General features: G+C 67.8%; 24 protein-coding genes. 8 read left to right on the forward strand and 16 right to left on the reverse strand.

Annotation, left to right across the window (positions count from 1 at the left end; genetic code table 11):
* Positions 1-5: 5 nt before the first annotated feature.
* Complete coding sequence (locus tag C8D78_RS05455; protein WP_120950959.1) at positions 6-866, reverse strand: hypothetical protein; 861 nt, start codon at positions 864-866, stop codon at positions 6-8.
* 325 nt (positions 867-1191) lie between these two features.
* On the opposite strand from C8D78_RS05455, the gene xseA reads away from it, so the two are divergent.
* Positions 1192-2475, forward strand: a complete 1284-nt coding sequence (gene xseA, locus C8D78_RS05460) for an exodeoxyribonuclease VII large subunit (protein WP_120950961.1) — start codon at positions 1192-1194, stop codon at positions 2473-2475.
* Positions 2476-2615: 140 nt separating this feature from the next.
* Entirely contained in the window at positions 2616-2843 is a 228-nt protein-coding gene (locus tag C8D78_RS05465) for an exodeoxyribonuclease VII small subunit (protein ID WP_120950963.1), read from the forward strand.
* Positions 2844-2895: 52 nt separating this feature from the next.
* Here the strand turns inward: C8D78_RS05465 and C8D78_RS05470 are convergent, their stop codons facing one another.
* The 8 genes from C8D78_RS05470 to C8D78_RS05505 form a co-directional block, all read right to left on the reverse strand.
* Positions 2896-3750, reverse strand: a complete 855-nt coding sequence (locus C8D78_RS05470; RefSeq protein ID WP_120950965.1) for a PPK2 family polyphosphate kinase — start codon at positions 3748-3750, stop codon at positions 2896-2898.
* Positions 3751-3820: 70 nt separating this feature from the next.
* On the reverse strand, positions 3821-5041 hold the full coding sequence (locus C8D78_RS05475; RefSeq protein WP_120950967.1) for a pyridoxal phosphate-dependent aminotransferase: 1221 nt from the start codon (positions 5039-5041) through the stop codon (positions 3821-3823).
* Positions 5042-5232: 191 nt separating this feature from the next.
* Positions 5233-6195 (reverse strand): ABC transporter substrate-binding protein, encoded by a 963-nt coding sequence (locus C8D78_RS05480; protein ID WP_120950969.1) that lies wholly within the window; start codon positions 6193-6195, stop codon positions 5233-5235.
* The gene (locus C8D78_RS05485; RefSeq protein ID WP_120950971.1) at positions 6192-6938 is read right to left on the reverse strand and encodes an ABC transporter permease; all 747 of its coding nucleotides are present in this window, start codon (positions 6936-6938) and stop codon (positions 6192-6194) included. The genes C8D78_RS05480 and C8D78_RS05485 overlap by 4 nt, the downstream gene beginning before the upstream one ends.
* Positions 6935-7675 (reverse strand): ABC transporter permease, encoded by a 741-nt coding sequence (locus C8D78_RS05490; protein WP_120950972.1) that lies wholly within the window; start codon positions 7673-7675, stop codon positions 6935-6937. Before C8D78_RS05490 ends, C8D78_RS05485 begins: the two co-directional genes overlap by 4 nt.
* Complete coding sequence (locus tag C8D78_RS05495) at positions 7675-8775, reverse strand: ABC transporter ATP-binding protein (RefSeq protein WP_120950974.1); 1101 nt, start codon at positions 8773-8775, stop codon at positions 7675-7677. The genes C8D78_RS05490 and C8D78_RS05495 overlap by 1 nt, the downstream gene beginning before the upstream one ends.
* Before the next feature lie 215 nt (positions 8776-8990).
* A complete protein-coding gene (locus C8D78_RS05500; RefSeq protein ID WP_120950976.1) occupies positions 8991-9446 on the reverse strand; it encodes an NUDIX hydrolase in 456 nt (151 codons plus the stop codon).
* A gap of 35 nt (positions 9447-9481) precedes the next feature.
* Positions 9482-10435, reverse strand: coding sequence for an N-acetylglucosamine kinase (locus C8D78_RS05505; protein ID WP_120950978.1), 954 nt, complete (start codon positions 10433-10435; stop codon positions 9482-9484).
* Between the two features lie 36 nt (positions 10436-10471).
* On the opposite strand from C8D78_RS05505, the gene C8D78_RS05510 reads away from it, so the two are divergent.
* Positions 10472-11614 carry a nitronate monooxygenase gene (locus tag C8D78_RS05510; protein ID WP_120950980.1) on the forward strand — a complete coding sequence of 381 codons (1143 nt, stop codon included), beginning with the start codon at positions 10472-10474 and terminating at the stop codon, positions 11612-11614.
* 193 nt (positions 11615-11807) lie between these two features.
* Here the strand turns inward: C8D78_RS05510 and C8D78_RS05515 are convergent, their stop codons facing one another.
* Entirely contained in the window at positions 11808-12821 is a 1014-nt protein-coding gene (locus C8D78_RS05515) for a LysR family transcriptional regulator (protein ID WP_120950982.1), read from the reverse strand.
* 92 nt (positions 12822-12913) lie between these two features.
* On the opposite strand from C8D78_RS05515, the gene C8D78_RS05520 reads away from it, so the two are divergent.
* The gene (locus tag C8D78_RS05520) at positions 12914-14239 is read left to right on the forward strand and encodes an MFS transporter (protein WP_244208268.1); all 1326 of its coding nucleotides are present in this window, start codon (positions 12914-12916) and stop codon (positions 14237-14239) included.
* 60 nt (positions 14240-14299) lie between these two features.
* Here C8D78_RS05520 and C8D78_RS05525 read toward each other — a convergent pair whose 3' ends face one another.
* A complete protein-coding gene (locus C8D78_RS05525; RefSeq protein WP_120950986.1) occupies positions 14300-15463 on the reverse strand; it encodes a trans-sulfuration enzyme family protein in 1164 nt (387 codons plus the stop codon).
* Positions 15464-15596: 133 nt separating this feature from the next.
* Here C8D78_RS05525 and C8D78_RS05530 point away from each other — a divergent pair, with 133 nt between their 5' ends.
* Positions 15597-16094 (forward strand): Lrp/AsnC family transcriptional regulator, encoded by a 498-nt coding sequence (locus C8D78_RS05530; RefSeq protein ID WP_120950988.1) that lies wholly within the window; start codon positions 15597-15599, stop codon positions 16092-16094.
* Between the two features lie 52 nt (positions 16095-16146).
* Here the strand turns inward: C8D78_RS05530 and C8D78_RS05535 are convergent, their stop codons facing one another.
* Positions 16147-17388, reverse strand: coding sequence for an MFS transporter (locus tag C8D78_RS05535; RefSeq protein ID WP_120950990.1), 1242 nt, complete (start codon positions 17386-17388; stop codon positions 16147-16149).
* A gap of 175 nt (positions 17389-17563) precedes the next feature.
* Here C8D78_RS05535 and C8D78_RS05540 point away from each other — a divergent pair, with 175 nt between their 5' ends.
* Positions 17564-18103: an Lrp/AsnC family transcriptional regulator gene (locus tag C8D78_RS05540; protein ID WP_120950992.1), complete on the forward strand. Its 540-nt coding sequence runs from the start codon at positions 17564-17566 to the stop codon at positions 18101-18103.
* Between the two features lie 7 nt (positions 18104-18110).
* Positions 18111-19106, forward strand: coding sequence for a magnesium/cobalt transporter CorA (corA, locus tag C8D78_RS05545; RefSeq protein WP_120950994.1), 996 nt, complete (start codon positions 18111-18113; stop codon positions 19104-19106).
* A 94-nt stretch (positions 19107-19200) separates the two neighbouring features.
* Here corA and C8D78_RS05550 read toward each other — a convergent pair whose 3' ends face one another.
* The 4 genes from C8D78_RS05550 to C8D78_RS19805 all read right to left on the reverse strand — a co-directional run bounded on the left by C8D78_RS05550 (position 19201) and on the right by C8D78_RS19805 (position 23909).
* The gene (locus C8D78_RS05550; protein ID WP_120950996.1) at positions 19201-19524 is read right to left on the reverse strand and encodes a hypothetical protein; all 324 of its coding nucleotides are present in this window, start codon (positions 19522-19524) and stop codon (positions 19201-19203) included.
* A 37-nt stretch (positions 19525-19561) separates the two neighbouring features.
* Positions 19562-21154, reverse strand: a complete 1593-nt coding sequence (locus C8D78_RS05555; protein ID WP_120950998.1) for an ABC-F family ATP-binding cassette domain-containing protein — start codon at positions 21152-21154, stop codon at positions 19562-19564.
* Entirely contained in the window at positions 21151-21621 is a 471-nt protein-coding gene (locus C8D78_RS05560; RefSeq protein WP_120951000.1) for a GatB/YqeY domain-containing protein, read from the reverse strand. Before C8D78_RS05560 ends, C8D78_RS05555 begins: the two co-directional genes overlap by 4 nt.
* 74 nt (positions 21622-21695) lie before the next feature.
* Positions 21696-23909, reverse strand: coding sequence for a S8 family serine peptidase (locus C8D78_RS19805; protein ID WP_208641884.1), 2214 nt, complete (start codon positions 23907-23909; stop codon positions 21696-21698).
* A gap of 247 nt (positions 23910-24156) precedes the next feature.
* Between C8D78_RS19805 and C8D78_RS05570 the strand changes: the two genes are divergently transcribed.
* On the forward strand, positions 24157-24570 hold the full coding sequence (locus C8D78_RS05570) for a hypothetical protein (protein ID WP_120951002.1): 414 nt from the start codon (positions 24157-24159) through the stop codon (positions 24568-24570).
* Positions 24571-24599: the final 29 nt, after the last annotated feature.

Here is a 24599-nt window from a genome sequence, read left to right on the forward strand (position 1 = left end):
CCATGCTACCGGTGTTCGATGTTGCCACGCTTGCGGCCGCCGGCAACGCGGACCGCGATGCCCGCGGCCAGCAGGGCGGCTCCTGCAACGACGGCAGCGACGATCCACTGGCCGAAGCTGGCTGAGCACGCCGCGACAAATTCGCTCTTGAAGAGCTCGGCCACATCGTTTCCGCTCGAAGTCGAGGCGACGGCGGTGCCCGCGGCGTCGCTGGCCAGTTTCCAGACCCCGGCGAGCAGCAGCGCCCCGACGCCCATGCCGGCCAGCACGGTCCACCGCCGCCGGGCGGCAACGAACGCCAGGACGAAGGCGATGCCCGCGCCGACCGCGACGGCATAGCCCATCGGGGCGTAGACGGTGACCCGTTCGATCAGTTGGCGCTGGTCGGAGTGACCAATATTAATGAGCACCTGGCCGGGGGCCTTCAACGGAATGCTCGTCGTGTCCGAAACCTGCTTCGCCACAAGCCCCGCAAGGGGTGCGACATCCAGCGTGAGCGATGAGCTGGCGCCGGAGGCTGGCGGAAGCGTGTTGGGGTCGGCGAACGTGAGCCTGTGGCTCTTGCGCAAGGTTTCGGCCCAGGCATCCGGGTAGCCGGGCAGACCGGTGAGCGACTGGGCCGCGTTGTCCAGGATCGGCCGGGCAAGTTCCTTGACGACATCGGGGATGTTGGCGCCGGAGGCAAGGGTACCGACGGCGGCCGTGGCCAGCCGTTGCTGAAATGCCGGGTCCTTGCCCAGCGGGGCGGTCAGGGCCACGAAGCCGTCCTCCTGGACGATGTTCCGGTCCACCCACATGGCAGGAACGGCGACGGCGGCCATCAAGAGCCCGACAAGTACGGCGGCGGCGGAGACAAAAGTGCGCAAGGGATTCCTAGGAGCTCGTTGGGATGCCACCATCCTATGGCGGGTCCGGTCGTGGTCATAAAGTCAGCCCCCGGTGATAGAGCTATGGATAGAGTTGAACGAGACAACTTCCGGCTGCCGGCCGGCCATCCCTGCCCGGGAAGGGGCAGCCGGCAGCCCCGGTAACGGCAACGCCAAAATGAACACCCAGTAGACGCCCCAATAAATGGCCCGGTAAAACCCCGGTAGAACCCGAGTAAAGCCCCCAGTGAGGGCACGCAGCAAAGGACACGCACGCATATGCACATGGCACTCCACCAGGCATTCTCCGCCCAGGGGCCCACGCATGCCTGAGGAAGCGGCGGCCACCACACTGCCGGCCACCGCGGCCCAAACCAGCCCGGACAACCCCTGGCCGTTGCAGCTGCTGTCCCAGAAGCTCAAGATGCACATCGATCGCGCACCCTCCGCGTGGGTCGAGGGTCAGGTGATCGAACTGAACCGGCGCGGCAGCAACGCCTACCTGACACTGCGGGACATCGACGCCGAGATCTCGTTGCCGGCGTCGGTCTGGACCACTGTGCTGGACCGGCAAGACATTCCGCTGGAACGCGGTTCCCGGGTGGTGGCACTTCTCAAGGCCGAATTCTGGCTCAAGACCGGCCGGCTGAGTATGTCCGTGAAGGACATCCGGCCCGTCGGGCTCGGCGACCTCCTCGCGAGGATCGAGCGGCTCCGCCATGCCCTCGCCGCGGAAGGGCTCTTCGCAGACTCCCGCAAGAAAAGGCTCCCCCTGCTCCCGCACCGGATCGGACTGATCACCGGACGCGACTCGGACGCCAAGAAGGATGTGCTGCGCAACGCTGCCCTGCGCTGGCCGGCCGTCGAATTCGAGATCCGCGAAGTCGCAGTCCAGGGCAACACCGCCGTGACCCAGATGATCGCCGCGCTGCGGGAGCTGGACAGCCACCCCGAGGTCGACGTCATTGTCATTGCCCGCGGCGGAGGCGCCCTCGAAGACCTGCTGCCCTTCAGCAGCGAGGAACTCATCCGGGCTGTCGCGGCGGCCTCCACCCCCGTGGTCAGCGCGATCGGGCACGAGGCGGACCGCCCGATCCTGGACGACGTCGCGGACCTCCGGGCGTCCACCCCGACCGACGCCGCGAAGAGGATTGTTCCGGACGTCGCCGAAGAGCTCGCCCGGGTCCGGCAGGCACGGGATCAGCTACGGCGCGGCGTCACCCGGCTCGTGGAACGCGAAGTCGACCGTCTGGCGTCCCTACGCTCCCGGCCCGTGCTGCTGTCCCCCGAGGTCATGATCACCCACCGCCACGACGACGTCGAACGGCTCAAGGTCCGCTCGCACTCGGCCATCAGCTCCGCGGTGGTGCGGGCCGCCGATCAGCTGGTCCACCTCAAAGCGCAGGTGCGCGCGCTTTCGCCGCAGAAGACGCTGGACCGCGGTTACGCAGTGGTCCAGCTCGCCGCCCCCGGGGACGCCCCGGGGACGCGCCGGGACGTGGTGCGGCACCCGTCGCAGGCGCCTGCCGGCACGGACCTCACGGTACGGGTGGCCGGCGGCCGATTCAGCGCACAGTCCACCGGCGGCGAGGACCCCGCCGTGGAATGAGCCTCGGGACCTGACGGGAGCCAAAATGCCTGATCCGCCGGCCTCTCCCCGGGCCGCCAACCACCGGACCCGGCGCAGCGAAACAGATTCCTCGACACAGATTTCTCGAACCAGCCACCAGACAAACTAGGAGCACCCACATGGCAGCAGAAACGTCCCCGAACGCCGACATCGACGCCCTCAGCTACGAGGACGCCCGCGAGCAGCTGCTAGGCGTGGTGGGCAAGCTCGAGGCCGGCGGCGCCAGCCTCGAGGAATCGCTCGCGCTGTGGGAACGCGGCGAGGCTCTGGCCAAGCGCTGCGAGCAGTGGCTGGAAGGCGCCCGCAAGCGCCTCGCCGCCGCCCGGGACCAGGCCACGGAAAACTAACGGGACTGCGCTCCACAAGACCGCAGATCGGGACCGCGTTTAGGACCGCAGATCAGGACCGCTGCACCAGTTCCCGTTCCATGTCGACGTCGAATTCGGGAACCGGCCACTTAAGCTTCAGGCTCTCCAGTGCTTCCAGGAGGAGCTGTTGCACGGCGATGCGGGCGTACCATTTCTTGTTGGCCGGCACCACGTGCCACGGCGCCAGTTCGGTGCTGGTCTTGTCGAAGGCCTTTTGGTAGGCATCCATATAGTCTGCCCAGAAGGCCCGTTCCTTCAGGTCCGTGCCGCTGTACTTCCACAGTTTGGCGGGGTCGTCCAGCCGGGCCAGCAGCCGGGCCTTCTGCTCGTCGCGGCTGATGTGCAACATCACCTTGACGATCTTGGTCCCGGCTCCCGCCTGCCGGGTCTCAAATTCGTTGATGGCCCGGTACCGGCGCTCCAGTTCCTCGGGGCTGGCCCAGCGGTGCACCCGGTGGATCAGGACGTCCTCGTAGTGGGACCGGTCAAAGACTCCCACCATCCCGGCGGCCGGCACTTCCTTCTCGATCCGCCACAGGAAGTCGTACGACTTTTCCTCCGGAGTGGGCGCCTTGAAGGACTTCAGCTGGACGCCGTGCGGATTCATGGCGCCCATAACGTGGGTGACGATGCCGCCCTTGCCGGCCGTGTCCATGGCCTGCAGGATCAGCAGGATCCGCTTGGTCCCGCCAAACCGGGACTCCGCGAAGAGCTGTTCCTGGAGCCGGGCAAGTTTGTCGTCCAGGTCGTCCAGGAGCTGCTCACCGTCGGGCTTGTCGCCGTCGTATCCGGGGGTCGAGTCGGGGTCCAGCGCCTTCAGGCTGAAGCCCTTCCCGACCTTCAGGAGTTTCGAGGGTTGGTCATCGAATGTCGCGGAGCCTGCCATCAATGCCTCTTTCCGGTTGGCGCAGCCCTGGACCGCGGGGCGAGGGCCCCGTTGCGCTGCTGACCGAAGCCTAGTTCCCCTTGTACCGGCTGAGGAAGTCCGCCATCCGGTTGATCGCTTCCTCCAAGTCCTTGACGTTGGGCAGCGTCACCATCCGGAAGTGGTCCGGACGGACCCAGTTGAACGCCCGGCCGTGGGAGAGGAGGATCTTCTGTTCGCGGAGCAGGTCCAGGACGAACTTCTCGTCGTCGCGGATGTGATAAACCTCGGGGTCAAGCTTCGGGAAGAGGTACATGGCGCCGCGCGCCTGCTGCGTGCTGACGCCCGGGATGGCGTTGAGCATGTCGTAGGCCTTGTTCCGCTGCTCCAGGAGCCGGCCGCCGGGCAGGATGAGGTCATTGATGCTCTGGTAGCCGCCGAGGGCGGTCTGGATTGCGTGCTGGGCCGGCACGTTGGCGCAGAGGCGCATGTTGGCGAGCAGGTTGATGCCCTCAAGGTAGTCCGCGGCGTCCTTTTTCGGCCCGGAGATGGCCATCCAGCCGGCCCGGAATCCGCAGACCCGGTAGGCCTTGGAGAGCCCGCTGAAGGTCAGGCAGAGGACGTCGTCGCCCGTGAGCGAGGCGAGGTTCACGTGCACGGCGTCCTCGTAGAGGATCTTTTCGTAGATTTCGTCGGCGAAGAGCACCAGCCCGTGCTTCTCGGCGAGGGCGACGATTTTCTTCAGAGTTGCTTCGGGATACACCGCGCCCGTGGGGTTGTTCGGGTTGATGACCACAATGCCCTTGGTGCGCGGCGTGATTTTCGCTTCCAGGTCCTCGAGGTCGGGCTGCCAGCCGGACTCCTCGTCGCAGAGGTAGTGCACGGGCTTGCCACCGGCCAAGGCAACCGAGGCCGTCCACAGCGGGTAGTCCGGGGTGGGGATCAGGACCTCGTCGCCGTCGTCGAGCAATGCCATGAGTGACATGGTGATAAGTTCGCTGACACCGTTGCCCAGGTAGATGTCATCCACGTGGATGTTCTGGATCCCGCGGGTCTGGTAGTACTGCGAGACGGCGGTGCGGGCGGAGAAAATGCCGCGGGAGTCGCTGTAGCCCTGGGCGTGCGGCAGGTGGCGGATCATGTCCACCAGGATCGCGTCCGGCGCTTCAAACCCGAACGGGGCCGGATTTCCGATGTTCAGTTTGAGGATCCGGTGACCCTCCGCCTCCATCTGCTGGGCGGCCTGAAGAATCGGTCCACGGATGTCGTAAAGGACATTATGAAGCTTGGTGGACTGCTTGAATTCTGCCATTCATCAAATATGCCATATGGAGGATGTACTTCCGCTGAGACATGACTCACACGCCGACCCGGCAGTAACAACGACGCCGGCGGCGGGGCTGTGGGCCCCGCCGCCGGCGCACCTAACGTGTCATCGACGGATCGACGGCGTGCAGGTGAGGTGCTGGTTACCTGTCAGCGAATAGTCGGTTACCCGTCAAGCTACTGCTTGACGATCCCCTTCTCCTTCAGCCACGCGTCCGCGGCGTCCTTCGGGTTCTGCTTCTGGCTGCCGCTAACGGCACGGTTGAGGTTGATGAGGTCTTCCGTGGTGAGGACCTTGGATACGGCGTTCAGTGCTTCCTTGGCCTTGTCCGTCATTTTCGCCGTGTTGTACAGCGGCAGGACCTGCTGGGCGATGAAGTTGTTCTTCGGATCCTCCAGCACCACGAGGTCGTTGTCCGGGATGGACGGGGTGGTGGTGTAGATGTCCGCGACCTGGACCTGGTCCGAGAGCAGCGCCTTGAGCGTGACGGCGCCGCCGCCGTCGCTGAACGGCTCCAGCTTCTTGGGCACGCAGTTGTAGTTCTTCGCCAGGCCGGGGAGACCGTATGCGCGTTCGGCGAAGGTTGCCGGCGCGCCGATGACGAGGTTGCCGCAGACCTTCGCCATGTCTTCGATGGACTTGAGCTGGTACTTTTCGGCCGTGGCCTTGGTGACCACCATGGCGTCCTTGTCCTCGGCCTTGGAGGCATCGAGCACAGCCAGGCCTTGCGGCAGCTTGGTCGGGAGCGCCTTCGCGATGTCCTCGGCGGAGACCTCGGTGGCGTTCTTGTTCACGTGCAGCAGCAGGTTGCCGCTGTAGTCGGGAACGACGTCCACCGAGCCGTCCTGGACGGCCTTGAAGTAGACCTCGCGGGAGCCGATGTTCGGCTTGGTGCTGGCCGTGACACCGGCGGCGTTCAGGGCGCCGGCGTAGACCTCGGCCATGATCTGGCTTTCGGGGAAGTCAGCGGAGCCGATCACCAGGGCGCCGCCGGAACCGGAAGCACCGCCGCTGGCCGGGGCCGAGCTCAGCGGGTTGGATGAGCCTCCGCAGGCGGACAGGGCCAGGGCAATGCCGACGCCGGCGGCCAGACCGCCGAATGCGCGCCTGCCGAGGGCTCGTTGGCTGGATTCCTTCATGACGTACCTCCTTGAACAACAGTCTCCGCCAATGCGGGGTCTGTGAGATCAACCGCAGCCTGCTGGCTGCGGTTTGGCTGTGACGAGGCGCCCCGTGACAGGAACAGCCTCTGAATAAGGGCGAGGACGAGGTCGACGGTAATAGCCAGGCCCGCGATCAGCAGGGAACCGCCCAGCATTTGTGGGAAGTCAGACAGCACCAGCCCGTCGAACAGGTAGCGGCCCAGGCCGCCCAGATTGATGTAGGCCACCACCGAGACGGTAGCGATCACCTGCAGCACCCCGGTCCGGAACCCGCCGTACATGACGGGCAGCGCGTTGGGGAATTCCGCGCGGAAGAGCACCTGCATCTCCGTCATGCCCATGGCGCGGGCAGCGTCCACCACGTTCCGGTCGACGCTGGAGATCCCGGCGTAGGTGCCGGCCAGCAGGGGCGGGACCGTCAAAATGACGAGGGCCCAGATCGGCGGCATCAGTCCGATGCCGGCGAGGAGGACGAACAGGGTCAGCAGGCCCAGGGTGGGCAGGGCGCGCAGGGCGCCGGCAAGTGCCACGATGGCCACCCTCCCCCGGCCGGTGTGGCCGACAAACAGCCCTATGGGAATGGCGATCGCCATCGCGATGACCATCACCAGACCCGTGTAGAGCAGGTGTTCTGCCAGCCGGACGGGAATCCCGGCGCTGCCGGACCAGTTCGCAGGATCGGTGAGCCAGGCGATAGTGTCCGTGACGACGTTGCTCATGCGGTTCCCCCTCCGGCCTCGGGACGCGACAGCCGCAATGCCGCGGCAGCGGTGCCCGGCTTCGCCTGGCCGGTGCCCGCGTCGGTGCCCGCACCGGAGGCCGCGGCGGCGCGGGTCCAGGGGGTCAGCAGCCGTTCAAGCAGGACCAGGATGGAGTCCATCAGGAGCGCCAGGATCAGGATGGCGATGATGCCCACCACCACTTCGGTGACGAAATCGCGTTGCAGACCCGAGGTGAAGAGCATGCCCAGATTGCCGATGCCGAGCAGAGCCGCGACGCTGACCAGCGAGATGTTGCTGACGGAGACCACCCGCAGCCCGGCGAAAAGCACCGGCAGGGACAGCGGCAGGTCGATTTGCATGAAGCGGGCGAAAGGTTTGAAGCCCATGGCGACGGCGGACTGCCGGAGGTCCTCGTCCACCGAGTCAAAAGCGTCCAGCGCGGCGCGCACCAGCAGGGCGACGGCGTAGATGGTCAGGGCCACGACGACGTTGACGGGATCCAGGATCCGGGTTCCGAGGATGGTCGGCAGGATGATGAAGAGGGCAAGGGACGGGATCGTGTACAGGAGCGAGGAACCGGTGAGGACCACGGACCGCAGTCCCCGGTTCTGCCGGCCCAGCTGGGCCAGCGGAACGGCAATGATCACCCCGAATATCATCGGCAAGATAGCTAGGACGAGGTGCTGGCCGGCGAGCGAGAAGACCTCCGCGCTGTTGGCCAGGAACCACTCCATCAGAGCCCTCCATGCCGGATATTGCGGTCCGACTCGATCACGGCAAGGACCTCGGCGGCGGCGATGAGGCCGGCCGCCCGGCCGTCGTCGTCCACTGCGACGCCGAAGCCCGACGGGGAGGACAGTGCCGCGTCCAGGGCGCGGCGGAGCGTGTCCCCCTTGCGGAAGAGGGAGCCGCCGGCGACCATGACCGGTTCGGCCCCTGCTGGGCCGGGCCCGGCCCAGCCCAGGGGGCGCAGAGCGTCGTCGACCACCAGCCGCCAGTCCCCGGAGCTGCCCTCCTGCCGGAGCTGCTCGGGCGTGACCGGGCGGACGGGATGGATGGTGACGCCGTCGGACGGGCTGAACCCCAGGTGCCGGAAACCGCGGTCCCGGCCCACGAAGGAGGCCACAAAGTCGTTGGCCGGCGCGCGCAGAATCTCTTCCGGGGCGGCGTACTGCGCCAGTTTGCCGCCGAGGCCGAAAACGGCCACCTTGTCCCCCAGGACAGTGGCCTCGTCAATGTCGTGGGTGACAAAGACGATGGTCTTGGCGAGGTCGCGCTGGAGCCGGAGGAGTTCCTGCTGCAGCTCGTCGCGGACCACAGGGTCCACGGCGCTGAAGGGCTCATCCATGAGCAGCACGGGAGGATCGGCCGCCAGGGCCCGCGCCACGCCGACGCGCTGCTGCTGGCCGCCGGAAAGCTGGGACGGGTACCTCTTGCCCAGCGAGGAGGCCAGCCCGACGACGTCGAGCAGCTCCTGCGCACGCTTGCGCGCATCGGCTTTGGACACGCCGTTGAGCCGGGGAACGGTGGCGATGTTATCCAGCACGGAGCGGTGCGGCATGAGGCCGGAAGATTGCATGACGTAGCCCATGGAACGCCGCAACTGGGGCGCCGGCACCGAGGTTATGTCAGCCCCGCCCACGGTGATGACTCCGGAGGTGGGCTCCACCATGCGGTTGATCATCCGCAGCGAGGTGGTCTTTCCGCAGCCGGAGGGCCCGACGAAAACCGTGATGGCGCCCTTGTCGATGGACATGGTCAGCCCGTCAACGGCGGCCTGGCCGCCCTGGTACTGCTTTGTGACGTTCTGGAACTCGATCATGGCTTCGGCCATTTCCGGGCATACCTAACTGTTGGCGGTAACATCGAACCGGCCAGCCAACTGATCCTCAGTGTGCTGGCCATAAAGCAGTTAGCACTTAGACTAACCAGCACTCATGACAATGTCATGGAAATGCTGTCAGCAGCGCCGCGGCTCCGGTAAGGCTTCGGAAGCACAACGATTCCGGATGGGTGGCGCGCGGGCCGGGTGCGTGCGTGGCTGGGGACTCAGCCGGAAAGCTTTCCGTTCAGCGGCCGCTCGCGGTACAGGCGCAGCCCGGCATCAACCAGCGAAACCCTGTTTAGCTCCGCCACGGCGTCCAGCGGAATCCAGGCCGCGTGGGTGGTGGTGCCGTTCACCTCGTGCCGCAGTTCCCCGCCCGTGACCGTTGCCTCATAGACCAGGCGGAGGGACTGGAAGTCCCGTTCCCCGCCGTCGAGCCGGACCTCTGAAGGCCAGTGCCCGACGTCGATCCCCAGCATGACGCCGATCTCGGCGTCGTAGCCGGTTTCCTCCGCGATCTCGCGGCGGCACCCGTCCACCGGGTGTTCGGCCAGATCCAGGCCGCCGCCGGGAAGCGTCCAGCCCTCGCGCCCGTCCTGTTTCCAGTAGGCCAGGAGGATCTCGGCGTCGCGGATGATCACGGCGTAGGCTGCGGGCCTGGTGTCGAATTGCATGCTCATTCCCCCAGCGTAGTAGCCGCCTGTTTTGCCCCGGGTTACTCCTGTTCCGCCACCAGCTGCAGTACGCCGAAAACGGGCTCCTGCTCCAGGACCCGGACGTCGGTGATCCCCAAGGCGGCAAGGGCCGCGCGGAAGGCCTCCTGCAGGGGCGGCACGTTCATGCCGAGTCCGCCGCCCAGGATGACAGGACCCTCGATGCCAAGCTGCCGGACGGTCTGCGCGGCAAGGTCGGCGAGGTCGCTCCCGGCCTGGTTCATGAGCGTCTGGCTCGGCGCATGGCCGGCGGCCGCGGCCTCCACGACGAGCCGGGCCTGCTGGGCCCAAAACCGGCGCCCGGTCTCCGGTGAATGGAACAACGCAATGAGCTTGTTCGGGTGGTCCACCCCGCAGGAGGCCAACAAGACTTTGGTGAGCCCGTCCGGGTCCAGACCCTGGTTCATTCGCCGCAGGCTGTGGCGGACGGCTTCCCGGCCCAGCCAGTAGCCGCTGCCCTCGTCGCCGAGGAGGTAGCCCCAGCCACCGGCCCGGGCTTCCTCGCCGCGGCTGTTCCGGCCCCAGGCGGCCGAGCCGGTGCCGGCGATCACGGCGACGCCGGTGCTGGCGCCGCCGGCGGCGAGCAGCAACCGGGAGTCATGGACCACGGTGATCCGTGCGCCGGGAACATGGGGGGCAATGAGTGCCGCGAGCGCCGCGGCGTCGTCGTCGGTGTCGATGCCGCCGGCCCCGGCGTAGACCTGGGCGACCTCGCCCCCGCCGATCCTGCCGAAGAGTTCGGCGAGGTGCCGCGCGGCTTCCGCGGGGCTGACGTTCTGGACATTGGAGCTGCCCACCGATTCGTCGGCCACGGGCATGCCGTCCTCGAACCGGACTCCCCTGGTTTTGGATCCGCCGATGTCCAGGCCGATCACGGCGCCCGTCGTCGCCGGGGCGGATGGCGTGGTGGAAGATGGAACGGAGTCCGCCGCCGGCGGGAAATCAGTGTTAGTCACTGGAACAGGTTACTGAATAGCTGCAAGGAGCCCGCAATGTCCCACGGTCTTTTCGGCACACCCGTCATCGCGGCGCCCATGGCCGGGGGCACCTCGACCCCGGGCTTTGTCGCGGCCGTCCACCGCGCCGGCGGACTTGGCTTCCTGGCCGCCGGCTACAAGAGCGTTGCGGCCATGCAGGCGGATATCCGCACCGTCCGGGAGTCCGGTGCGCGGTTCGGCATGAATGTCTTCGTTCCGGATCCGGCCCAGCTGGCGCCGTCCGCGGCCCTGCTGGCGGAACTGGAGGAATACAGGCTGCGCTTGCGCCCCGATGCCCTGCGTTACGGCGTGGAGCTCCCGCAGCTGCGGCTCGATGACGACGACGAGTGGCGGGCCAAGATCGATGTCCTGCTGGCTGATCCCGTGGAACTGGTCAGTTTCGCGTTCGGACTCCCCGGCCAGGACGTCGTCCGGGCTCTGCAGCGGGCGGGGTCTGCGGTGCTGGCAACGGTCACCACCGCGGCAGAGGCACGGCAGGCGGCGGACCAGGGCGTGGACGCCCTGGTGGTGCAGCACGCCAGCGCCGGCGGACACAGCTCGGCGTTCCTGCCCGCGCCGGCGCCAGCATCCCTGCCATCCGGTTCACCGCCCGCGGGATCCCAGCATGGCGGTTCACAGCCGGGCGGATCCCAGCCGGGCGGATCACGGGCCGCGGGATCACAGCCCTTCGGTTCACAGCCAGGCGGCACTACGGCGGAGCTGCTCACGGAGGTGCGGTCCGCCGTCGGACTCCCGCTGGTGGGCGCCGGCGGCGTCATGGACGCGGCAGGGCTGGACGCCGTGCTGCGCGCCGGAGCGGCCGCAGCACAGCTGGGAACCGCCTTTCTGCGCTCGGACGAAAGCGGCGCCCGGCAGCTGCACAAGGACGCCCTGGCGGATCCGCACTTCACGCGGACCCGGCTGACGCGCGCCTTCACCGGTCGGTTGGCCCGGGCCCTGGAGAACGAGTTCGTCCGCGACCACCCCGAGGCACCTGCTGCCTATCCGGCGGTCCACCATCTCACGGCTCCGCTCCGGGCCGCGGCTGCCGCAGCCGGCGACGCAGAGCGCCTCAACCTGTGGGCCGGCACCGGGTGGCAGCAGGCCCAGGCCGGGCCCGTGGCAGGCATCCTGGCCGGGTTGCTCGCGGGCCACTGAGAAACGGCGATCCGCGCAGCCCCACAGACCCGCAGACCCTCACAGCCCCCGAAGTCGCCGGACACGCGCGAAACCGCCGTAAGAGCACAGCGACCCCGCAGGCTTCCGGCGACTTCGGCGCACCGCGCACCGCGCACCGCTCACCGCTCACCGCTCACCGCTCTAACGGCCCGGCCCGGCCCGGCTCTTCCGCTCAGCCTCCCGAGCGTTCGCGCACGAATCCTGCCAGGAGATCCGGCCCGTCGCGCAGCACCAGTTCACGGAACAGCCGGACGGGGTCGGGCTCGGCGTCGGCCCCGCCGCGGCGCTCCCGCCATGCGAGGCCGATCTCGCGGTACGCCAAGGCCGAATCCAGGGGAATCTCCACCCACCCCGGACCGCCGCCGTCGGCTCCGGCGCCCGGGGACGGGCGGTTGCTGTCTGGTGCGGCTCTGCCGGGTGCGGAACCGCCGGGCGGCAGGATGCTGACACCCAGGCCGGCCGAGACGAGCCCGCGGACGGTATGCGAGTCCTGGCTCTCGAAGGCAATGCGCGGGCGGAAACCGGCCTCCCGGAACAGCGCATCGGTCAGCGAGCGCATGCCGTAGCCGGGCCCCATCGCGACGAACGGCTCATGCCGGATATCGGCAACCCGGGCCCGGGGACGGCCGGCGAGAGGATGCCGGTGATGCACCACCAGGCGGAGCGGTTCCCGGTACAGCGCGGCCGAAGCGATGGTCCTCCCGGGGGTGGCGACAGGTGCCGTTAGTGCCAGGTCCGCGGAGCCGGCGGCGAGTTCGGCGAGACAGCCGTCCCGGGCCCCCTGGCTGAGGTCGAAGGCCGTCTGCGGATGCCGGCTACGGAACGCGCTGATGAGCAGCGGCAGCATCGCCTCGCCGAAGGTGTGCTGGAACGACACGGCGATCCGGCCGCGGACCACTTCCGATTCGTGCCTGACACCATCCAGACCCCGCTGGAATTCGGCCAGGGCGGCTTCCACGTGAGGCAGGAGCGTCTTCGCCGCAGGAGTCAGCCGCACGCCGCGGCCGTCGCGGATCAACAGCTCAGTCCCGACGATGGCGCTGGCACGCGCGACCGCCCTGCTCACGGTCGACTGCGGCAGGCCCAGGAGCTCGGCCGTCTCGGTAATGTGCTCAGTCCGTCCGAGTTCTGCCAAGAGCGGCAGGAGGGGCAGCAACTGCACCAGCTGTTTGTGTTCGACGTCCATAGGCCCGAATCTCCCACTGTTCCATATTTGCTATTTATCCTATGGAAATCATGCATTGGAAGCATCCCTCGGGCAGGTTCTACGCTGAAGGCATGCCGCGCCTATCCATCTCCCCCGCCCCCGGCCCCGGTTTTGGGACTGATCCCGGCCCCGGTTTAGGGGCTGGTCCGGGGGCCACGCCGGACGTGTGGGCCGGCCACCCGAAGGGTTCCGAGGCATACCGGCGTATTCTCGCCGGGCTCGCCTTTGCCGGCGTTGCGACCTTCGCTCAGCTCTACTCGACGCAGGCGGTGCTTCCCATTCTGGCGGCGGATCTGCACGTCTCGGCCGCTGAGGCCGCGCTGACGATCTCCCTGGCGACCGTGGGCTTGGCCCTAACCGTTCTCCCGTGGTCCTTCCTGGCCGACAGGATCGGCCGTGTCCGGGCGATGATGTGGGGCATCTCCGCGGCGACCGTCCTGGGCCTGCTGGTTCCCCTGGCCCCGAGCTTCCCCGTGCTGCTCGGTCTGCGTTTGCTGGAGGGCATGGCCCTGGGCGGCATCCCGGCCATCGCGATCGCCTATCTCAACGAAGAGGTCAACAAGGCCCACGCCGCGCTCGCCGCGGGAAGCTACGTTGCCGGAACCACCTTGGGAGGCCTGGCGGGCCGGCTGGTCGCCGGACCGGCCGGCGAATTGTGGGGATGGCGGGCCGCGGCCCTGGCCGTCTCCGTCCTGGCCACCGCCGCGGCCGTCGTGTTCCTCCTGCTTGTGCCGCGGGCGCGGGGGTTCACGGCGGCGGCCGCGGGCGGCTTCCGTGGTGCCCTGCGTACGTTGTCCGGCCATGCCCGCAACCCCCGGCTGCTGGCGCTCTACGTCCAGGCGTTCCTGCTCATGGGCGGCTTTGTAGCCGTCTACAACTACCTCGGGTTCCGGCTGTCCGGGCAGCCGTTCAGCCTGCCGGCGACGGCGATCAGCCTGATCTTCCTGGCCTACCTCTCCGGAACCGTTTCGGCGCGCTGGGCGGCGGGACTGACCATGCGCTTCGGCCGGCGCACCGTCCTGATGGCCGGGACCGGGCTGATGGCGACAGGGCTGGCGATGACGCTCACGCAACTGCTGGTTCTGATCCTGCTGGGATTGCTGCTGTTCACCGGCGGCTTTTTCGCGGCGCACAGCATTGGTTCGGGCTGGACCGGACTGATCGCCACGACGGGCCGGGCGCAGGCCGCCTCGCTGTACAACCTCGCGTACTACCTCGGCTCCAGCGTCCTTGGCTGGGCCGGCGGCCTGGTCTTCCAGGGCCTGGGCTGGACGGCCCTTGCCCTGACGGTCATTGCTCTGGCCGGCACGACGGCGGTCATCACCGCCGTCGCGCATCCCGCATCGGCGCCCGCAGCCGGGGCCGCCCCCGGCACCACGGCAGGCACGTCCCGGTAGGCGCCGGCGCGGCGGGGCACGCAGCCGCGTCCCGGCAACCGCGTCCCGGCAGGCGCCGAGCTACCGGGTGGCCTCGATCGCCTGCACCAGATCGGCCACAATATCGGCCGGGTCCTCCAACCCCACCGAGATCCGCAGCAGGCTCGCATGCGGCTTGGCGGAAGCCTCGACAGGACGGTGGGTAAGCCCGGCCGGGTGCTGGATGAGCGTGTCGATCCCTCCCAGGGAGACGGCGTGCGTGATCATGCCGACGGCGGCCGGGATGCGTTCGGCGTGCTCGGCGCTGGCGAGTTCGAAGGCCATGAGCGATCCCGGGCCGGACATCTGCGTGCCGATGAGGCTCTGCGGGTCGCATTCTGCCAGCCCCGGGTAGTAGACGCGCTTGACAAGCCCGTGCCCGGACAACGCCACTGCGACCTTCTCGGCGCTGGTCTGCTGGGCACGCACCCGGACGGGGAGAGTTGCCAGCCCGCGGTGGAGCAGATACGCCGGCCACGGGGTCAGGATTCCACCGGTTACGGCGCGGATCTGGCGCAGGCGCACCGCCCATTCAGGGGCCGCGCCCACCACGCCGCCCATGGCGTCGCCGTGGCCGCCCAGGAACTTCGTGGCGCTGTGCAGGACCATGGCGGCACCATGCTTGAAGGGCTGCTGGAGCACCGGGCTGGCAAACGTGTTATCGACCAGAAGCGGCACGCCGTCGGCGGCGGCTGCCACCCCGGCGATGTCAACGAGTTCGAGGGTCGGGTTGGCCGGCGTCTCCAGGATCACCAGGCCCGTGTCCGGCCGGAGGGCGCCCCGGACGCCCTCCGGCGTCGTGAAGGTGACCTCGTTGCCGAGGACCCCGGAGGCAAGCAGGTAATCGCTGCCGCCGTAGAGGGGCCGCACGGCCACCACATGCTTCTTGCCCGCCGCCACCACCGCGAGGAGCACCGCGCTCAGCGCCGCCATGCCGGTGGCAAAGGCAACCGCCTCGGGGGTACCTTCCAGGACGGAGACACCCTCCTCGAAGCGTGCCACGGTGGGGTTCCACAACCGCTGGTAGACAGTGCTCTGACCCTCCATATGTGACCCGCCGGTGGCCATATGCTCGTAGGCCAGGCCGCCGTCGTGCACGGAAGGCAGGGGCGCCGTCGTGGACAAGTCAATGGGCACCGCGTGCACCCCCAGTTCGGTTAGCCCGTCCCGGCCTGCGTGTACCGCCAGTGAATCTTGAGAAAGCACCCTAACTCCTTACGAATATTCGCCTTTGAATTCCGCAAGTATCTGGCAATAATTCGAGGTTTTATAGGGGTTCTGAATGGAACTGTCGGAAATTGCCGTTTATGATGAACTCACAACACCACAAGGAGGATCCGTGAGCAGCAGTGCGAAGAATGTTCGGCCGGGAACCAGCGAGCCGCTGGACGCGATCGACGAGCGCCTGCTCGCTGCCCTCGTTGCGGATGCCCGGATCTCGAACAAGCAGCTGGCGGAGCTCGTGGGCATCGCGCCGTCCACGGCGCTGATGCGCACCCGTGCCCTGTCGGAGCGCGGCATCATCGAGGGCTTCGAGGCCAACCTGAGCCTGTCCGCGATCGGGCGCTCGGTCCAGGCCCTCATCGCCGTCCGGCTCCGCGCCCACGACCGCGAGCAGATCGACCGCTTTACCGCCCGGGTCCCGAAACTGCCGGCCGTGCTCTCGACCTTCCACACGTCCGGATCGGTGGACTACCTGCTGCACATCGCCGTGGCAACCACCGAGGACCTCCGCGACTGGGTACTGGACAATCTGGCGACCGACCCTGTGGTGGGCCATACCGAAACCACGCTGGTCTTCGACCACATCCAGGGCAACCACGGCCCGCTGCCCTAACGGTTCCCGGGAACGCGCCGGCACTGAAGGCGCCCAAGGCGCTTTGGCCGGCCTAGGCGCGTGGGCGCAGCGCGGCCCTCAGCGTGATGACCGCCAGGGTTAGCGCCGCGGCGGCGCACACCGTGACGAAGCCGGCGACGGCGGTCTGCAGCCCCACCATGCCGGCCGCAAGCCCCAGCCCGATCACCGGAAACGCGCTGCCGAGATACGTGATGACGTAGACGGTGCTGATGATCTGGGCGTGCCGGGCGGCCTCCACTTTGCCGGCCACTTCGTTGAAGACGGTCCGGAAGGCCACGCCCTGGCCGACGCCGGCAGCGATGCTGGCCAGGATCAGCAGCCACGGGCTGCTCCAGGCGGCGGCAGCGGCGATCAGCAGGACGGAGACGCCCAGGACCGCCAGGCCGGCCGGCACTGCGAACCGTCCCCGGATGGCCAACAGCTGGCTCAGGGCCGAAGATCCCAGCGTCAGTCCGGCCAGGAGGCCGATCAGCGGCCGTGAATCGGCGTGCACAATCTGGGCAAAATAGCCGGGCGCGAGCGAGAGGCAGAAGCCGAAGACGGTGAAGCTCAGGAATCCCACGGACGAGGCCAGCCAGAAGGCGCCGCGCGCGTCAGACGAGATCGAGGGCCGCCGGGGCGCCAGAACGCGCAGCGGCTGGGGGCCGGCCTGCAGGGTGATCGCGGGCCGCGCCTTGAGCAGGTAGAGAGGAACCAGCACGGCGGCGAGGACGACGGAGTGCACGAAGTACGGCGTCGAGGTCGGCCCGGGCAGGAGGGAGAGCATTCCGCCGATCGCAGGGCCGGCGGCGACGCCCCCGGCCGAGGCCAGGAGCGTGAACCGGGACGCCCACTCCGGCCGGCTGGGCAGGAGTTCGCGCAAGGCTGCCGAACTGGCGCCGGTGGCCAGCGCCACGGCCACGCCCTGCAGCGCGCGCCCGGCGGAGAGTGCCGCGAGGCTGCCGGCGGTGGCGAAGACGAAGCCGCCGACCAGGCCCACCAGGACCGCGAGCACCAGGGCGGCGCGGCGTCCGATGTGGTCGGACCAGTGACCGGCCAGGACCAGGGTGGCCACGAGAGCCAGGACATAGGCCGAGAACGCCACCGTGACATCGAGCGCCGTGATGCCGAGTTTCGCCTGCAGCAGCGGGTACAGCGGCGTCGCAAGGTTTGCGCCGACGAGCAGCGTGAAGATCACGACTCCGGCCATCACGAGCCGTGCGGTGGTGGAAGCGTCCCAGCCCCAGCGGTCAGCTGTGGCCGGGCGCATGCGGAGTTCGCTGAAGACTGTCATGGCCGCGCCCTTGCAAAGTGCAGGCCAGGCTTTCCCTGTTGTGGAGGAAACGCCCGGCCCGGTCGAAAGTTGATATCTCCACAATGCAATACCAATGATCCCGATGACTAAGTTATGTGCCAAAATTGAGCAAAACAGTCATTCTCTGGCTGTATCAGTGAACGGGAGTGACGATTTGAACAGTCTGGACCCCACGGACCTCAAGATCCTGCTGGAGCTGATCCGGGATCCGCGGATCCAGATCGGCGAGCTCAGCGATTCCCTGGGCATCGCACGGAATACCGCCCAGTCGCGGGTGCGGCGCATGCTCCGCTCGGGCATACTGCACGACGGCGGGCGTGAGATCGATCTGGAGGCGGTCGGCTACGACGTCGTCGCGTTCGTGACGATCGAGGTCAACCACCGGGAGCTCGACGGCGTGGTGGGTGCCCTCAGGCTGATCGCCCAGGTCTTGGAGGTCCACGAAATCTCCGGACGCGGGGACGTCTGGTGCCGGGTAGTGGCGACGGATACCCATAATCTGCAGGCCGCTCTCCGGTCCATTCTTCGGATCAAGGGCGTGATCCGCACGGAAACCGTTCTGGCCCTGCACACCCATATCCCTTACCGCACCGAGCCTCTGATCAGCAGGCTCGCCCAGGGCAACGCACTCGCCCCCGGCCGGCCGGCGTCGCGCCGGGCCGCTTCCGCCGAACAACAGGCAAACACTGGATAATGTTTCGGTGACTATCATCGACAACGCCGTCTACGTGGATGGCAAACGCAGCGCCGAGCCGCGGAACCTCGAGCAGACCTTCGAGACCTTGGCCGAGCACGGCGGCATGGCCTGGATTGGCCTGTACCGGCCCACGCCGGACGAAATGGCCGCCGTCGCAGCGGAATTCGGACTGCACCGTCTGGCGGTGGAGGACGCGATCTCGGCCCATCAGCGCCCCAAACTGGAACGCTACGACGACAACCTGTTTACGGTGCTCCGTCCTGCCCGGTATCTGGATGAGACCGAGACCGTGGAGTTCGGCGAACTGCACGTTTTCACGGGCCGGAACTTCGTGGTCACGGTCAGGCACGCCGAGACGAAGGTGGTGGGCCAGGTCCGGCGCCGGCTGGAGAGCCGCCCGGACTTGCTGTGCCACGGCCCCGAGGCCGTCCTGTATGCACTCATGGACCAGGTGGTCGATGACTACGGGCCTGTGGTGGCCGGGCTGGAAAACGACATCGACGAGATCGAGGACCAGCTCTTCAGCGGCGACCCGCTGGTGTCCCGGCGCATTTACGAACTCGCCCGCGAGGTCATCCATTTCCAGCGCGCCATTCATCCGCTGCCGGCCATGATGCACCAGCTCCGCCGCGGCTTCGAAAAGTACATGGTGAACACCGAACTGCAGCACAGCCTCCGCGACGTCGAGGACCACGTGGAGCGGCTGATTTCCCGCGCCGATTCCTTCCGGGACCTCTTGCAGAACGCGCTCACCCTGGACGGAACCCTGACCGCCAACCGCCAGAACGAGGCCAGCGCGGAACAAAACGAACAGGTCAAGAAGATCTCGTCCTGGGCCGCGATCTTCTTCGCCCCGACGTTCGTGGCCGGGCTCTACGGCATGAACTTCGACGTCATGCCCGAGCTGCACTGGCCCCTGGGCTACCCGATGGCAGTCGCGCTCATGGCCGGGACGGCGGCGCTCATGTACGCAATCTTCAAGAAGAAGGGCTGGCTCTAGCGGGCGCCGGTCCGGTCGCCGGGCCGGGCGGCGGAGCACAGACACCGGCACCGGAGGCTGACCCGCAGCCGCCGGGCCGTGGCCCTTCGGTGCACTAACCGGAGGAGCGACGGTTCCGGGCCAGGGCCACAAGCCGGCGGAAGGCCAGCACAAAGATGACCTCAATGAGCACCATGAGCCCGAGCAAGAGCCACTTCCCGCTGCCGATGAAGACGATAGCCCCCGTGAGGACGAGAATGCTGCCGAGCGCCAGGGAATAGACGGCAAATCCGAAGGCGACGCGCGCGCTGCGGACACCGGTCCGGAAACCAAAGCCTTGGGGTTCCCCTCCCGGGTAGCCGGCAACGCGGTCCGGGCCGGCGGGCTTGAGCCGGTCGAACTCCTCCCACGGGTCGCGGTCCTGCTGCTGGTCGGTCATGCTCCCATTATCCCGCGGACCCGCAACGCCACGCCCATCAGGCGGCGCGGACGTCAATCTCTCCGGGTTCGGAGCCTTCGCTGCCGAAGACCAGTTTCCGGTTGGCGATCTTCTCGGTGAAGAAGCGGTCGTGGCTGACCACCACCACGGCCCCGGGGAAGTGGAGCAGTGCCCGCTCCATCACCTGGGTGCTGGACATGTCCAGGTGGTTGGTGGGTTCGTCCAGAAGCAGCACCGAGGCCCCAGACAGCAGGCACTGAGCCATGGCGACGCGTGCCTTCTGCCCGCCGGAGAGGTTCCCGATCTTCTGTTTGAGGTCGGCCTCGGAGAACTGGAACATGGCGAGGAACCTGTTGACGGACTTCTTCGTGGCGCTGAAGGCCAGGCTGTCCGGCAGAGCATTGACCGCGTGCGAAACGGTGTCGGCGTCGTCGAGTTCTTCCAGCATTTTGTTGTACGAAACAAAACCCGGGCCCTTGGCCCAGACCACCTGGCCGGAATCCGCCGACTCCTCGCCGGTAAGGACTTTCAGCAGGGTGGACTTGCCGCTGCCGTTGGAACCCAGCACCACAATCCTGTTGCCGCGGCGGATCTCAAAGTCCAGGTCCTCGAACAGCACCTTGTCACCGTAGGACTTGGCCAGTCCGTCCACCCGGCACAGGACGTCCTTGACGTGGAGGCCGCCGTAGATCTCCGTGACGATCTGGTCAACAGGCCGGGGCGCACGCGCCTTCTTGATCTTGGCCAGCTGGTTCCCAAGCCCGCGGCTGGCAGCCTTGGCGGCCTCGCGGCGATCGGCGATGCCCTCGGCTTCGAAGGCCAGGAGCTCGGACTCGTGGACAAACTGAGCCTCAAGCGTCTTGAGCCGGAACTGTTTCTGGACAACGTATTCGGCGAAATTTCCCGGATACTCGTGCAGATGGAAGTTCTCCACTTCGATGATCCGGTTGACCACCGCATCGAGGAATTTCCGGTCGTGCGAGACGATGATCGCGGCGCCGCGGTAGTCGCGGAACCAGCTTTCCAGCCATTCGACGCCGGCCACGTCGAGGTAGTTGGTGGGCTCGTCCAGGAGCAACACGTCCGGGCCCTCCAGCAGGATCTTGGCCAGGGCGGCGCGGTTGCGCCAGCCGCCGGAGAGTTCGTCGATGGCGCAGTTCCGGTGCGCCTCGCTGAACCCCAGCGTGGTCAGGACGGTGTCGATACGGCGCTTGTAGTCCCACCCGTCGAGACGGTCCATGTCCTCGAACAGCTCGGCCTGGCGGCGGATCAGCCGGTCCAGTTCGTCGCCGGCAGGGTCCGCGGCGATGGCGGCGTCGATGTCCGCCAGTTCGGCCTCGGCAGCCTTGATCTCGACGAACAGGCCGTCGAGCACCTCAAGGATTGCCGCCTGGCCGTCCAGGTCGGAGAACTGGGAGAAATACCCCACCTTGGTTCCCTGCTCCACGGTGACCGTCCCCGTGTCCGGGGCGACCTGGTCCAGGACCAGCCTGAGTATGGTCGTCTTCCCGGAGCCGTTCTTGCCGATCAAGCCGACCCGGTCCCCCGGTTCCAGGCGGAAGAAGGCCTCGCGCAGGATCTGGGCATTCTCGAAGCGGACCCCGACGTCGTGGAGCCGGATCAGGCTCATTGCTGCGCGAGACGGTTGCGCACGATTTCGCTGACGGCCTTGCCGTCAAAGCGTCCGGCCACCTTGGCGGTAACTGGCTTCATCACGGCCCCCAGCTGGCGCAGGGACAGTTCGACGCCGTCGGCCTTGAGCGCCGCGATGGCCTCGTCCACAATGGCCTCGACCTCGTCCGCGGTGAGCGCCTTAGGCAAGTACGCCTCAATCACCTCCGCCTCCGCGATCTCGGCGGCCGCACGCTCGGCCTCACCGGCCTCGGTATAGATGCGGGCCGTGTCGCGGCGCTTGGCGGCTTCCTTCTGCAGGAGCGAGGTCACCTGCGCGTCGTCCAGCACGATCGGCGTCTTGCCCGATTTCTCGCGGGTTTCGATCTCGCCCAGGACGTTGCGCACAGTGGTCAGGGCAACCATGTTGCGGTCCTTCATGTGGCTCACGACGTCGGCGTGCAGGCGTTCTTTCAGGGTGGTCATTGTTCTCCTCTTGTCACTACCAAGGCTAACGGCAGAACCCGCCGGACCCGCCACCGGGTGACGTTTGCCCTGCGCTAGGGGATGCGGAGTGTGGGCCCTGAGTATTTGGTGACTGTGGTGTAGCCCGCCTTGGACCCGACGACGCGGACTTTGAGGATGTCGTAGCGGTCAGCCCAGACGATCCGGTAGTACCGCCCCGTGGCTCCGGCGATCGCCACCCCCGAGCGGTACCACTGGTACCGCAGGGTGGTCCCGGCGGTCCAGGTGCCTGTGTTGGCCGTGAGGGTGTAGCCGTAATGCGGGTAGCCGCTGATCCAGAGGTTCCCCACGGTCAGGGACCCGGCAATGACCGCGGTGGTCAAGGCAGAGTCCTTGCTGAGGGTCACGTAGCCGTCCTTGCTGCCGGTGACACGGACCCGCATCGCCTTGCCCAGGTCGGCCGCTGCCAGGGCGTACTTGGACCCTGTGGCCCCCGTGATGGCGATGCCGGACCGGTACCACTGGTATTTCAGGGCCGCGCCCGCAGTCCAGGTGCCCGGCGCTGCGGCCAGGGTGTAGCCCACCTTCTTCGTGCCGCTGATGATAGGGACGGGACCGGTGAGCGTTCCGGCCTGGACCGGAGCGGTGGGTGCCGAGGCGACAGTCACCGGCTCATATCCGGCTTTGGTGCCGGTGACGGAGACCGTGAGCGTCTGGCCCACGTCCGCTGCGCCCACGGCGTAGGTACTGCCTGTGGCGCCGGCGATGGGGGTGCCGTTGCGGAACCATTCGTAGCTGAAGCTGACAGGCCCCGAGGTCCAGGTGCCCGGGTCGGCAGTCAGCGCCGACCCCACCTTTGCCTCCCCCTGGATTGAGGGAGTTCCCGCGACGGGTGGCTGCTGCAGGTCTGGCATCGCCGCCTGCACCGCGGCGCCAGCGTCGACCAGCCCTGCCCCGCATCCGCCCGTGTCGCAGGTGCCCGGCAGCGGGCGGGCCGTCTGCTTCAGGAGCGCCTCGACCTCGGCCGGGGTGAGGGCCGGGTTGGCGGTCATCATGAGGGCCGCGACGCCGGCAACATGGGGTGCGGCCATCGAGGTGCCCTGCATATAGCCGTACGTTTCGTTGCCCGGCACGGTGGTGCCGTCGTTCCAGGTCGACAGAATGGTGTTGGCTCCGCCGGTGGAGCTGTCCCCGCCGGGTGCGCTGACGTCAACTTCGGGACCGTAGTTGGAGTAGACGGCCTTGCTGCCTTCACGGCCGGTCGCGCCCACGGTGATGACGTTGTTGCAGTTCGCCGGCGTCGAGCCGGAGGCCGGTGCGTCCGAGTTTCCGGCAGCTACGACGACGGCGACGCCCTGCGCGGCGGCGAAGTCCAGCGCGGACTGGAAGAAGGAATCGCATTGCCCTGCCCCGCCGAGGGACATGTTGATGACCTTGGCGGGAGTCGGGTTTGCCGGAACGCCCGAGACGGTCCCGCCGGCTGCCCAGACAACGGCATCGGCGATGTCGCTGAGGTAGCCGCCGCAGGCCCCGAGGGCGCGGACCGGGAGAATTTTCGCAGAGTAGGCGATGCCGGCTATGCCGATGCCGTTGTTCGCGGCGGCTCCGATGGTTCCGGCAACATGGGTCCCGTGCCAGGACGAGGTTCCGCCCTGGCAGTAGTCCCCGGCGTCGGTGGCGTCACTGTCGCGGCCGTCGCCGTCATTGGACACTGTGGGATCGGAGATGAAGTCGTAGCCAGGGAGGACCTGGGTCAGGTCGCTGTGGGGCGTGATGCCGGTGTCGACGACGGCCACCACGGTGCCCTGCCCGCTCGTGATGTCCCAGGCGGCGGGGACGCGCATGCCGCCGGCGTCCTCGAACAGATCCCATTGCTGCGGGTACAGCGGATCGCTCGGCGTTGATGCCGGGCGCATGAACGTGTCCGGTTCGGCGTACTCGACGTTGGCCTGGCCGCGCAGCGACGCCAGGACCCCGGCGCTCTCACTGGGCGTGAGCGATCCGGCGGCCTGAACGACGGTCGCTCCGCGTGCCGTGGCGTGCAGCTCCTTGATGGAGACGCCGGCAGCCTTCGCTGCCTTCCCGTACGCATTGGCCCGGGCGTTGGCGGTCCCGGTCTTGAATTTCACCACGAAGCGGCCGGCCGCGTCGGCCGGTGCCGGCGCCGAAGTCGTCGCGGGCGGGGCGACCGGGCGCGGGTCGATGGCCGGGTTCGGGACCGCTGCGGCAGGAAGAGCGAACAGGGTGCCGAGCAGGAGGGCGGTGGCGCTCAGTGCTGCGGCGGCGCTGGACAGGCGCGGTGCGGTCATGGAGGTCCTCAGGTGCGGCCGGTGTTGGCCGGCGGACGGGCGGGAGCGGGAAACACACGTGCTCAAACAGCCCCGGGCACCCGCCAAAACCTTACCCAGAAGATCCACGGAGCACGAGGAAAGTGCGGTGATCCTGCGGATTTTCTGTGCCGGCCAGGATGGAGACCGATGCCGTGACGGCGGGGTGCCAGTAGCCGCGGCCGTGCTCCCCCTTTAGGCGGCCGGGTTGCTGGGGTAGGCTCACGCCATGAAGCGCCGGGGGCTTTTTCTGATCATGCTGGGGATGCTCGTTACTGTCCTGTCTGTGGCCGCGATGAGCCACGGGCCCGTCGGCACCATCTGCCCGGCCACCGGGTACGCCTACACCGGCGATGTGGAGCTGATCTTCGCCCACGAGCCGGAGTCCGTGGCCGCCTGCCTCGGGGAGGGCTGCACCCCTTCCCCTGTGGCCAGGACCGCCGACGGCAGGTGGCTGGTGCCGCAGTCCGCGCCGTACCTGGCGCCGTCGGTCAGCGTTACCTCGGTCTCCGTGGACGCGGTGGGCGCTTCAGGCGCCCGTGTTGCCCGCACACTGGCGATCGAAACGGAATCCACTGGAGAGCACCCGGACGGACCCCAATGCGGCGGACCGTTCCGGTTCAAGCCAGTGACGGTCCCCTGACCGGATGCCCGACATGAGGGGCGCCTACT

Origin of the sequence: Arthrobacter oryzae, assembly GCF_003634095.1 — a bacterium.
Lineage (GTDB): Bacteria > Actinomycetota > Actinomycetes > Actinomycetales > Micrococcaceae > Arthrobacter > Arthrobacter oryzae.

What these genes read in the sequence shown, in the direction of transcription:
- C8D78_RS05465 (WP_120950963.1), top strand. Translation starts at nt 2,616, where the DNA reads ATGGCAGCAGAAACGTCCCCGAACGCCGACATCGACGCCCTCAGCTAC.
- C8D78_RS05485 (WP_120950971.1), bottom strand. Translation starts at nt 6,938, where the DNA reads ATGAGCAACGTCGTCACGGACACTATCGCCTGGCTCACCGATCCTGCG.
- C8D78_RS05555 (WP_120950998.1), bottom strand. Translation starts at nt 21,154, where the DNA reads ATGAGCCTGATCCGGCTCCACGACGTCGGGGTCCGCTTCGAGAATGCC.
- C8D78_RS05535 (WP_120950990.1), bottom strand. Translation starts at nt 17,388, where the DNA reads ATGACAGTCTTCAGCGAACTCCGCATGCGCCCGGCCACAGCTGACCGC.
- C8D78_RS05480 (WP_120950969.1), bottom strand. Translation starts at nt 6,195, where the DNA reads ATGAAGGAATCCAGCCAACGAGCCCTCGGCAGGCGCGCATTCGGCGGT.
- C8D78_RS05495 (WP_120950974.1), bottom strand. Translation starts at nt 8,775, where the DNA reads ATGGCCGAAGCCATGATCGAGTTCCAGAACGTCACAAAGCAGTACCAG.
- xseA (WP_120950961.1), top strand. Translation starts at nt 1,192, where the DNA reads ATGCCTGAGGAAGCGGCGGCCACCACACTGCCGGCCACCGCGGCCCAA.
- C8D78_RS05520 (WP_244208268.1), top strand. Translation starts at nt 12,914, where the DNA reads ATGCCGCGCCTATCCATCTCCCCCGCCCCCGGCCCCGGTTTTGGGACT.
- C8D78_RS05475 (WP_120950967.1), bottom strand. Translation starts at nt 5,041, where the DNA reads ATGGCAGAATTCAAGCAGTCCACCAAGCTTCATAATGTCCTTTACGAC.
- C8D78_RS05560 (WP_120951000.1), bottom strand. Translation starts at nt 21,621, where the DNA reads ATGACCACCCTGAAAGAACGCCTGCACGCCGACGTCGTGAGCCACATG.
- C8D78_RS05490 (WP_120950972.1), bottom strand. Translation starts at nt 7,675, where the DNA reads ATGGAGTGGTTCCTGGCCAACAGCGCGGAGGTCTTCTCGCTCGCCGGC.
- C8D78_RS05470 (WP_120950965.1), bottom strand. Translation starts at nt 3,750, where the DNA reads ATGGCAGGCTCCGCGACATTCGATGACCAACCCTCGAAACTCCTGAAG.
- C8D78_RS19805 (WP_208641884.1), bottom strand. Translation starts at nt 23,909, where the DNA reads ATGACCGCACCGCGCCTGTCCAGCGCCGCCGCAGCACTGAGCGCCACC.
- C8D78_RS05550 (WP_120950996.1), bottom strand. Translation starts at nt 19,524, where the DNA reads ATGACCGACCAGCAGCAGGACCGCGACCCGTGGGAGGAGTTCGACCGG.
- C8D78_RS05515 (WP_120950982.1), bottom strand. Translation starts at nt 12,821, where the DNA reads ATGGACGTCGAACACAAACAGCTGGTGCAGTTGCTGCCCCTCCTGCCG.
- C8D78_RS05500 (WP_120950976.1), bottom strand. Translation starts at nt 9,446, where the DNA reads ATGAGCATGCAATTCGACACCAGGCCCGCAGCCTACGCCGTGATCATC.
- C8D78_RS05570 (WP_120951002.1), top strand. Translation starts at nt 24,157, where the DNA reads ATGAAGCGCCGGGGGCTTTTTCTGATCATGCTGGGGATGCTCGTTACT.
- C8D78_RS05510 (WP_120950980.1), top strand. Translation starts at nt 10,472, where the DNA reads ATGTCCCACGGTCTTTTCGGCACACCCGTCATCGCGGCGCCCATGGCC.